This window comes from Stenotrophomonas sp. P5_B8 (genome assembly GCF_054049855.1).
Window position 1 is genome coordinate 1 of sequence record NZ_JBFULO010000112.1, and the last position, 10746, is coordinate 10746.

Here is a 10746-nt window from a genome sequence, read left to right on the forward strand (position 1 = left end):
CATCAGCTGTGCGAACTCTTCCTTCCGCTCGCGAAGTGCCTTGGCAATGCCGGCAATCACCTTTGCTCGCTCATCCAGACTGCGGAGACGCCATTGAGTAAAGGCTTCGTGACTGGCCTTCACGACCGCCGCGGCTTCAGCGTCAGACATGTAGGAATAGGTGGCGACTACTTCTTCGGTCAGCGGATTTACCGTGGTGAGATGGCTGTTGGACATGGAAAGAGGCTCTTCACTTCAAAACGAGGTCGGTAAAGAGTCGCCGTCGTGCAGTTTTCAAGCCGTGAATTCCTGAGCGACGTGCATCACTGTGAGTTCACTGGATCTCATTCCTGCCGCTTGATTCCGATGTAATACGCATCGAGCTTACCGCCGGGTCCAGCGGTGCATATGCGCTCACCGATAGGGTGGACGGGACGCTAGCCCTGCGTAATCCCCTCGMCCTCCCATATCAGCGTGAACGTCAACTCCATCTTCTGGCCCGGCGCCAGCCGCTGCGGTGCCAAGGTAAACCCATCCGACGGACCCGTCTGAGGCTCCGCGCACGTCGCGTGCCCAGCACCGTCATACACCACCCAGTGATCCGTATCGGCCCACAGCCGCAGGCGCTGGTTGCCAGACACCAGCGTCACCTCGGCTTGATTGATGAAACAGTCATCCCAAGGTCCAGGCGCGGGGCTGACGCAAGGCAACATGGCAATGCCCTCCCCGTCCCGTGGATACATCGCACTCGGCGAGAACAGCAACTGATCCGGCCTCCGGAACCAGGGATGCCAGCCGAGCACGGCGGGCATTGCCTGGTCGCCGGCCTCAACGGCGAGGTGGAGGTCCAGGCGATCTGGACGTACGTGGATGCTCTGCGTCGCACTGCCGCCGAAGGGCCAGTACGCATCCTCGGGCAGCGCCAGCGACAGCGTCGCCGCATCCGCGCCGATGCTCTGGATGTTCCAGGGCCGTGTAAAACCTACCCCGTGGATCGCGTGCGCCCCAAAGTTCGCAGGCAGCTCAATTGCCCTGCCATCAAAGACAAAGCGTCCCTGCCGAATGCGTCCCGCCCACGGCACCATCGGGTAGCACCCCCAACCGATGGCGGCCGCGCTACCTTCGTGTTCGCCAACCAGCCACTCCACGCCGTCGTAGCGCAGATGGRCAATGCGACCACCGGCTTCCGGTGCAAGCGCGACCTCCAGCTTGCCTGCCCGCAACCAGTAAAGGTGGCCGGCAGGCAGCGGCGCCTGCGCATCGTCCCTGGGTGAAGCCGTTTCAAGCGCCATAGGGATCAATCGTCCGGATGCTGCCGTCCGCGTCCATGTGCAAGGGCGTGCACTTGACCGAGCGCAGATGGGTCACGCCGCGCGACAACAAGGCGTCATGGTAGAAGAGATACCACTGCCCCTCGAACGCGCAGATGGAGTGGTGCGTGGTCCAGCCCACAACGGGCTTCAGGATCACGCCGGCATAGGTGAACGGTCCGTACGGGCTGTCGCTGACGGCGTAGCAAAGCAGATGCGTATTGCCCGTGGAATACGACAGGTAATAGCGGCCCTGGTACTTGTGCAGCCACGGCCCCTCGAAGAACCGGCGCGCATGGTCATCGGCACGCAGCGGCTGTCCGTGCTCATCCAGGATGACGACCTCGCGCGTGGGCTCCGCCAGCCGCGTCATCCCCGCGTCCAGTCGGCCGACACGCGGTCCCAGGGCGGGCGCCTCCCCGGAAGGCTCTGCGTGCGTCGCATCAAAGCGGTTGTCACGGTACTTCTGGAGCTGGCCACCCCAGATGCCGCCGAAGTAGAGGTAATGCGTGCCGTCGTCGTCTTCGTACACGGCCGGGTCGATCGAGTATGTGCCCTCCATCGGTTCCGGCGCGGCAGTGAACGGCCCCTCGGGGCGATCCGCCACCGCTACACCGATGCGGAACCTGCCCTGCCCGTCCTTGGCCGGGAAATAGAGGTAGTAACGGCCGTCGCGATGGGCCGCATCCGGCGCCCACATCTGCTGCGCGGCCCAGGGCACGTCGCGCACATGCAGCGCCATGCCGCAATCGGTGGCCTCGCCCTCGGGCGATTCCATCCGCAGCACGTGATAGTCCTCCATGCCGAAGTGCCCGCCCTCGTCGTCGAAGGGCGCGCCGCCGTCGATATCATGCGACGGATAGATGTACAGGCGCCCCTCGAACACGTGGGCGGAGGGATCGGCCGTATAGATGTGGGTCACCAGCGGCTGGGAAATGGCCTGCGCCGCGAGCCGATCAAGGTTGCCTCCCTGCCGACGCAGATGCAGGTCATGCTCGATGCGCGTTTCCATGTCCTTGTCGATCTTGTAAAGGAAGAGCAGCGCAACAGCTATCAGGAAGGGAATGGAGCAGTAGAGGCTCACCGTCAGGCGGATACCGTCCACCACGGCCTGGGGCTGCTGTTCCGCGCCGGCCTGATAGCCGTGGTGCGCGAGAATGCCGGCGACCAGCGCACCGCCGATGCTGAGCCCGATCTTCAGCCCGCACAGCATCGCGGAGAAGATGATCGCAGTGGCGCGGCGGTGGTTCTTCCATTCGGAATAGTCGGCAACGTCGGCGATCATCGCCCACAGCAGCGGGATGGTGATGCCGTAGCAGAAGCCGTGCAGCATGAAGGCGCCAAAGGCCACGCCGACCGCCGTGGGCGGAAACAGGTAGAACACCAGCAGGAACACGGTGGATACCAGCAGCGCGCCGCCGAAGACATCACGCTTGCCGAAGCGGTCGGCCAGGCGGCGGGAGACGCCGATGCCCAGGATCATGCAGAGGATGCCGCAGGCGTTGAACAGGCTGAAGGCCGAGGTCGCCGGATCCTCCGGCCAGGTGAAGCCGGACAGGCCCCATCCGTTGAGTGTCGCGTTCAATGCCCCGATGAAGGAGTTGAAGCCGGAGGTGTCGAGGAAGCCCGCCAACGCGGCCTCGCTCATGTAGTACTGGAAGTAATAGATGTAGGTGCCACCCTTCAGGGCCAGGTTGACGAAGACCAGCACCGTGAGGGCCAGCATCACCTTCCACGGACGGTTGTGCAGCAGGTCGGACAGGTCCTGCATCACCCCGCTCGTCTGTTCCTTGGCCGGCACGATGCGCTCGCGCGTGGTGGCGAAGGTGATCAGGAAGAACAGCGTGCCCACGACCGCGAACACGGTCATCACCCGCTCGAAGCCCTGCACGCGATCCTCATCGCCCAGGATCAGCACCAACGGCAGCAACAGCACCTGGATGATGAACTGCGCGATCATCACCGCCACGAAGCGGTACGCCGACAGGCTGTTGCGCTGGGCCATGCTGCCGGTGAGGACCCCGCTGAGCGCGGAGTACGGCAGGTTGTTGGCCGCGTACACCAGCATCAGCAGCCCATAGGTCACCAGGGCGTAGATGACCTTGCCGCGTGCGCCGAGGTCCGGCGTACTGAAGGCGAGCAGCGCCAGCACCCCAAACGGGATCGCCGTCCACAGGATCCAGGGCCGGAACTTTCCCCAGCGGGTGGCGGTGCGGTCGGCGGCGATGCCGATCAGCGGGGTGAACGCGAAAGCGCCCAGCAGGCCGATCACGAAAATGATGGTCGCTGCGGTGCCGGGCGGCAAGCGATATACATCGGTATAGAAGAATGCCAGGTAGGTGATCAGCGTCTGGAAGATCAGGTTCGCCGCCAGATCGCCCAGGCTATAGCCCAGCTTCTCCCGGATCGACAGCGCATGCTCGGCGCCTTCCATGCGGCGGGCGTCAGTCACGGCTGGCCTCCACCGTGAAGCCAGCCGTGGCGCGGACATCAGCGCTGGAGCTCCCTATCCTTATCTCGTACGTCCCCGGCGGTACCGCATACGCCCCTCGCGCTTCGTCGTACTGACGCAGGGCCTGCTGCGCGTCCAGATCGAATGCCACGGTGCGCCGCTCGCCCGGCGCCAGGTGGACACGCTGGAAGCCGCGCAGCGCCTGCTGTGCATCGCCCGGTTTCGCCTCAAGCCGTCGCACATACAACTGCACCACCTCGTCACCTGCGCGCTTGCCCATGTTGGCCACGTCCACCTGCACCTTGAGGGTCGCGTTGTCGGCGATGCGGGATGCATCGAGCTTGAGCATGCCGTAGCCGAACCGGGTATAGGACAGCCCGTAGCCGAACGGATACAGCGGTGTGCCGCGGAAGTAGCGGTAGGTGCGGCCCTCCATCGTGTAGTCGTCGAAGGCCGGCATCGCCTGGTCCGCGGTGTAGAAGGTCACCGGCAGCCGGCCCGCGGGATTGGTGTCGCCGAACAGCGCTTGGCCCACGGCGGTGCCACCGCGCTGCCCCGGATACCAGCTCATCAGGATCGCGGACAGGTTCGCCTGGGCCCATTCCACCGCCAGCGCCGAACCGCCGGTCAGCACCATTACCACCGGCTTGCCCGTGGCGTGCAGCGCTTCCAGCAGGGCGCGCTGGGTGGCGGGCAGGCGCAGGTCGGTGCGGTCGCCGCCCGCGAAGCCGGGATAGTTCACCGTCATCTCTTCGCCCTCGACATCGCCGGTCAGGCCGCCGACGAAGACCACCACGTCCGCGTTGCGGGCGGCATCGACCGCCTCCTCGAACGGCGCCTTCGCGCCGGGCATGCGCCAGCCCAGTCGCACGCCTGCGTCGCGTTCGTTATCGAAGTACTCCAGCGTGAGCTCGTAGGCGCGGCCCGCCTGCAGGTCCAGGTCGACACCATCGCTGCGCAGGCGATCGCTGTTGTCCCAGTGGTCCAGCACCCGCTTTCCATCGACGTAGAGACGGAAGCCGTCATCGGCGGCCGCCTCGATCCGGTAGCGGCCCGAGACCGGCGGCAGCAGCTGGCCCCGCCAGCGGATGCTGAAGCCATCGTTGGGAATGCCCTGCCCCGGCGCCGCTTCACCGCGGGCCAGCAGGTTGTCGGTGGGTGAACCCCGGTCCCAGCGGAAACCGATCTGCGCATCGGTGCGGACCAGGGCCGGCGTCCCTGACAGATCGGGCGTGCGGAAGTACTCACCGCGCAGCCCACGTTCCGGGGAATCGGCCGACGGCCGCAGGTACGCTGCCTCGATCAGCGGTGTCGCACCGGGATCGTCGCGCCCTTCGACCAGGTCGACGCCGCGTGCGTACTGCACCTCCACCCCCTTCGCCGCGTCGCGGATCCCCTGCAGGATGGTCACCGGCGCGGCCGGCGTGCCGAAGTAGTTGCCGAGCAGGGCCATGGTGTCATCGGCGGTCGGACCGACCACGGCAATGCGCTTGAGGTTGCGTGACAACGGCAGCACGCCATCGTTCTTCAGCAGCACCAGGGAGTGCTGCGCGGCCTTCAGGGCCAGCGCGTCGTGCGCCGGGGCCTGGTTCACCGAGGCCGGTATCCGTGCCCAGCGCACGCGCTCGGGCGGATCGAACATGCCCAGCCGCATCCGCGCGGTGAACAGGCGCGTCACCGCATCGTCGATCTCCGCTTCGCTGATCAGCCCCTGGCGTACCGCGGCCGGCAGCGTGGCGTATTCCTGGCCGCACTCCAGCTCGGTGCCGTTCTTGACCGCCAGTGCCGCGGCGGCCTCGCGGCTGGGCACGATTTTGTGATGCTTCCAGATATCGACGATGGCCCAGCAGTCGGACACCACGTAGCCCTTGAAGCCCCAGTCCCGGCGCAGCACGTCGCGCAGCAGGAACGTGCTGGCGCTTGCGGACTCGCCGTACACCCGGTTGTAGGCGCCCATCACCGCGTCGACCTGGCCTTCCTTCACCAGCGCCTCGAAGGCCGGGAGGTAGGTGTCATACAGGTCGCGCTTGCTGGGCCGTGCGTCGAAGTGGTGGCGGTCCGCCTCGGGACCACTGTGTACGGCCAGGTGCTTGGCCGTTGCGTCGAGCTTGCGGTACACCGGGTCGTCGCCCTGCAGGCCGTGCACGAAGGCCACGCCCATGCGCGCGGTCAGGTACGGGTCTTCTCCGTAGGTTTCCTGGCCCCGGCCCCACCGCGGATCGCGGAAGATGTTGATGTTCGGCGACCAGTAGGTCAGGCCCTGGTAGCGGCCATGCGACCCCTCGCGTATGAACTGGTGATGCTTGGCGCGCGCCTCGTCGCTGATGGTGGTCGCAACCTGCGCCATCAACGGCACGTCGAAGGTGGCCGCCAGCCCGATTGCCTGCGGGAAGACGGTGGCCTGCCCTGCCCTCGCCACACCGTGCAGGCCTTCGTTCCACCAGTCGTAGGCCGGCACGCCCAGACGCTCGATGGCGGGCGCGGCGTTCTGCATCTGGGCGGCCTTTTCCTCCAGGGTCATCTGCCCCACCAGCGCGGCGGCGCGGGTTTCAAAGYTGGCCGAGGTGTCCAGCCAGGGCTGGGTTTCCGCCGCTTGACCGGCGGTCGCCGCTGCCATGGCAGCGCACAGCGCCAGGATGCGGACGATGGGGCCACGACGGCCACTGCAGAGGTAAGGCGCACGCGTCATCATTTGCTCCTCAAGGCGCGCTCGTCGCGCGCGAATGGTCCCAGCAGCGCGCCGACGAAGCCGCCTGCGCGATCCGTACTCAATACCGTTCCGTCCACGTCATCGGCGAGGGTCTGCCAGCCACCTCCGTCGGCCGCGTCGAATGCGAAGGCGTAGCGGCCCTCGTCACCGGCGATCTTCAAGCGCAGTGACGTGGACGCCGTCGCCTCGCGCGTGGCCAACGTTCGGGTCACACCGCTGCCATCGCGTCCTTCCAGGAAGACTGCCACGCGATCCCCTCCCAGGCTGCGTACGCCAAGGAAGTACCAGTAGTGCTCGCTCTGGAACGCGGCGAGGCCGGCTGCCACGCCTGACGCCGGGCGCGTCATCCGGGTGCTGGCCTCGAAGCGCAGATGCTGCTGGCGACGTCCGAGGAATGCCGGGTTGTGCAGCGTGTCCAGATTCTCCGCCAGCGGGTGCACGGCCAAGGTGCCCGGACGCAGGTTCAGGTCTGCCCACGCCTGTCTGGGGACCCGTACGCGCAGCCACCCCTTGCCGAGCGTCGGCGCATCGAACTCGTCGCGATCGATGAAGTTGCCGGTGGAAGGTGCCTGCGCTGCATCCCCCTTCATCCACGACGGCGCCTTGACCGCATACGGGATGGCCTGGTCGGCGGGCAGGATCACCGGCCATCCATCGCGCCAGTGCACCGGCAGCAGATACGTCTCCCGTCCCGTGTTGTAGTGGCGTTTCTGGTAATTGCGGCTGGCAAGGAACACCGCCCACCAGGAGCCGTCCGGACCTTCCACCAGATCGGCGTGCCCGGCGTTGGTGATCGGCAGCGGCCGATCGCCGGGCAGGTCGCGCTGGGTGAGAATCGGATTGCCGGCATAGGGCGCGTAAGGTCCCCACACGTCGCGACTGCGCAGGACCACTTGGGAATGCTGCGGCCCGGTGCCGCCTTCGGCATCGGACAGGTAGTACCAGCCGTCGCGTTTGTAGAGGTGCGGCCCCTCGATCCAGATCGGGTTCTTCGCCGGCTCCACGCCGCCGTCGATCAGCACCTTGCGTGGGCCCACCGGCTTGAACGCGGCCAGATCGATCTGCTGCATCCAGATCGCGCGATGCCCCTCGTAGCGCGGCCGACCGGGCGGCACATCATTGTTGAGCAGGTAAACGGTGCCGTCGTCGTTGAAGAACAGCGATGGGTCGATGCCGTCGACGCCCGGCAGCCAGTGCGGATCGGACCACGGGCCCGCAGGATCCCGCGCGGTGGCGATGAAGTTGCCGCCGCTGTCGACGGCGGTGGTCACCACATAGAACACGCCGTCGTGGTACGCGATGGCCGGTGCGAAGATGCCGCGGGACACGCTCAGGCCATCGAAGTCCAGCTGCGTCGGGCGGTCGATCACGTTGCCGATCTGCTTCCAGTGCACCAGATCCACGCTCTCGAACACCGGGATGCCCGGGAAGTAGGTGAAGCTGGAATTGACCAGGTAGAAACGGCCGTTCGCGCGGACGATGCTTGGGTCGGCGTGGAAGCCGGCGAGGATCGGGTTGCGGTAGTGACCGGCGGGTAGCGGCGCTTCGAAGGCCGTATCGTGTCCTGCATAGTCGAACCAGTCGAAGTAGACCGGTGGCGCGGGTGCGGCCCCCAGCGGCTGCACCGCAGCGGACAACAGCAGGAGCACGGTGGCAATCAGCAGACGCATCAGGGAACCTCTGCAGCGTTGAGGGAAAGCTCGAAGGGCCCGGCCGGCGCGCCGCTGCCGTCGCGCAGCGTGCAGATCGGGCCATCGGCCCAGCAGTAGCGCACGCGCAACGCGCCGCTCCGGTAGTGCCGGCCGCTGGCCGGCTCCACGCAATCCATGCAATCCAACACAACCTCAAGCCCATCCAGCACCGCCTCGGCATAGCGGCAGTGCCGTGCGTCGGCGTCACAGAGCTCGAATCCTATGGGGCCGTTCGCACCGATGGTGACCAGGCTGCCGGTGACATGCTCGAACGCGATCCGCACACCATCCCGCGTGCGCGATGCGTGGTGTGCCGTGGGGCCGGACGGCGCAACGGTCCGGTCGCCGTAGACCACATGGCGCGCCACCTGGGCCAGGCGTCGGCCGAGTTCCTGTTTGTTGGGCGGGTGGATGTCGTACGCATCGCCGATGTCGATGGCCAGGGCAAGCCCGGTGTGCCGGTCTTCCGCCGCAACGCGCCGCTGCGCCTCGCGCACCTGCGCCCAACCACTCTCCACCGGCGCCTGAGGTGGAAGGCCGTATCCGGCCAACTGCACCACCAATACCGGCAACTGTGTGCCGAACTGACTGCGCCAGTCATCGCGCAAGCTACGCAACCGTGCCGCGTAGGCGGCGCCGTCGCCCGTGTTCGATTCGCCCTGGTACCAGACAATGCCCCGCAGGCCATAGCTGCCCAGCGGCGCGATCATGCCGTTGTACAGCGTCGACATCCCCGTGGCCGCGTGCCACGGCGCCAGTGGCGGTGCCTGCGCACCGGGTGCCGCACGGTACTGCCACGCCGCATCCAGGACGATCCGCATGCCATCGTCCAGGTGGACGGCATGGACGCTCGCGGGACCCGCCAGACCACCGTCGCCGTAGGTGTCCAGCACATTGATCACCACCGTGTTGGCACCGGCCTTCAACAAACCGGGTGGCAACCGATACGACCGCGCCTCGCCTGGACCGTACTGGCTGCCCACGGCCACGCCGTTCACCCAGGTCATGTCCGTCTCATCGACCGGACCCAGCTCAAGGCGTGCCCCCTGCCCGGCCTGGGCGGCCGTCAGGGTCACGTGGGTGCGGTACCAGACCATGCCGTTGTAGTGCGAAAGCGCCGGCACGCCCCAGTGCTCCCATGCCCCGAGCATGGCCGGCGCGTCCTGCCATCCCGCGCCGTCCGCGCCGGGCTGCCAGGGGGTGTCGCCGGCGACGGCACCCGCACGCGTTGCCCACCACTGCTGCCACTGCCTGCCCCAGTGTGCGTTTGCCGCGGCGGGGTCGGTGGCATACCGCGCGAGCACCTCCAGCGCCGGTTCCATGCCGCCCTGACTGCGCAGGGCGTCGGCGCTGGTCCATGCCTCGATCCGCGAGCCGCCCCACGCCGACTGGATCAGCCCCATCGGCACGTTGACGGTCTTCTGCAGGTCACGCGCAAAGTAGAAGCAGGCAGCAGAAAAGTCGCGCACCGTATCCGGAGACGCGGGTGTCCACGACACGGGGGTCTGGAACGTAAGTTGGGGCGTGACGGCTGCCGCCTTCGGCACGGTGAGCAGCCGGATCGTCGGTTGCGCGGCCGAAGCGATCTCGCTGACCGCGTCGAGCGTGCGCCATACCGGAAGCTCCATGTTCGACTGCCCGGAACACAACCAGACATCGCCCATCTGCAGGTCACGCACCACTTGGACAGCCGGCCCCGCGCGGACGGTCAGTTGGTGAGGACCGCCAGCGGGCGTCGGCTGCAACGTGGCGCGCCAGCCTCCACTGGCGTCGGCGCGCGTGGTGACGGCCTGCCGTGCGAAGGTCACGGAAACCTTGGCGCCGGGCGTGGCGCGGCCCCAGACCGGCAAGGGTTGGTCGCGCTGCAGAACCGCGTGATCCWGGAACAGCGGATGCAGCAGCGCGGCCCCCCGTTCCTGCGCCAGCGCCAGGTTGGCGCAGCTCGCCAACCCGGCCGCCAACATCCATCCGATCCAAGCGCTCCGACTCATCGCCCATCTCCCGGTGCGGACGGAAACTGCAGGGCCTCGTACCATGCCAGCGGGTGCGGCGGCGCGACTTCGCCCGCAGGCAGCGGCCTGCCGCTCACAGATTGGAAGTACGCCACACTTGCATCACGCCACCACTGTGCTTCGCGCCGCTGGATGCGGAGAAAGGCGGCGACCTGTTCGTAGCGTTGCCGATCCACCCTGCCGCGCAGGCTCGCCCACGTCCCCTGCATGGCCTGCACCTGGTCCACGCCTTGCGAATAGCGCCCGACCAGCGCGTTCCATAGTGTCTTGCCGGAGGCCATGCGGTGATCCCACGGCACGTGGTGGAACCACAGAAGCAGCGGCTCGGGAACCCGCGCCAGGTCGCCATACAGCGCGGCCACCTCGGGTGCGTACTGGCCCACCGCGTTGCTGCCACGGGCGGTCCGGTCGAAGCCGATGCCATCGCGATCAGCGCGGTGGTAGTAGACAGACGTCCAGTCCGCGCGCGGGCCACCGTCCACCCAGGGACCGGGACCGTAGTGGTGCCCCCGTGCCATCAGGTGGTGCAGGCCCAGCGGGGTCATGTAGTTCACCGCCGCCTCGCGCGAGGCCATCATCATCTCGACAATGG

6 protein-coding genes and 2 pseudogenes are annotated in these 10746 nt (G+C 67.1%); all 8 read right to left on the reverse strand.

The window, feature by feature from the left end; all coding sequences use genetic code 11:
* Positions 1–216: aldehyde dehydrogenase family protein (locus ACXJKH_RS08540; protein ID WP_457319100.1), on the reverse strand; the 216-nt coding region annotated here is incomplete at its 3' end.
* Positions 217–416: 200 nt separating this feature from the next.
* Positions 417–1271 (reverse strand): aldose epimerase family protein, encoded by an 855-nt coding sequence (locus ACXJKH_RS08545; protein WP_457319101.1) that lies wholly within the window; start codon positions 1269–1271, stop codon positions 417–419.
* Complete coding sequence (locus ACXJKH_RS08550) at positions 1261–2277, reverse strand: glycoside hydrolase family 43 protein (protein WP_457319104.1); 1017 nt, start codon at positions 2275–2277, stop codon at positions 1261–1263. The genes ACXJKH_RS08545 and ACXJKH_RS08550 overlap by 11 nt, the downstream gene beginning before the upstream one ends.
* A pseudogene (locus ACXJKH_RS08555) lies at positions 2251–3723 on the reverse strand (MFS transporter); the annotation flags it as partial. The pseudogene ACXJKH_RS08555 and the gene ACXJKH_RS08550, both read right to left, overlap by 27 nt.
* A gap of 10 nt (positions 3724–3733) precedes the next feature.
* Complete coding sequence (locus tag ACXJKH_RS08560) at positions 3734–6358, reverse strand: glycoside hydrolase family 3 C-terminal domain-containing protein (RefSeq protein ID WP_457319105.1); 2625 nt, start codon at positions 6356–6358, stop codon at positions 3734–3736.
* A 71-nt stretch (positions 6359–6429) separates the two neighbouring features.
* Positions 6430–8121 carry a glycoside hydrolase family 43 protein gene (locus tag ACXJKH_RS08565; RefSeq protein ID WP_457319102.1) on the reverse strand — a complete coding sequence of 564 codons (1692 nt, stop codon included), beginning with the start codon at positions 8119–8121 and terminating at the stop codon, positions 6430–6432.
* Entirely contained in the window at positions 8121–10106 is a 1986-nt protein-coding gene (locus ACXJKH_RS08570) for a sialate O-acetylesterase (protein ID WP_457319103.1), read from the reverse strand. Before ACXJKH_RS08570 ends, ACXJKH_RS08565 begins: the two co-directional genes overlap by 1 nt.
* A gap of 23 nt (positions 10107–10129) precedes the next feature.
* Positions 10130–10746 (reverse strand): annotated as a pseudogene (locus tag ACXJKH_RS08575) (alpha-glucuronidase); the annotation flags it as partial.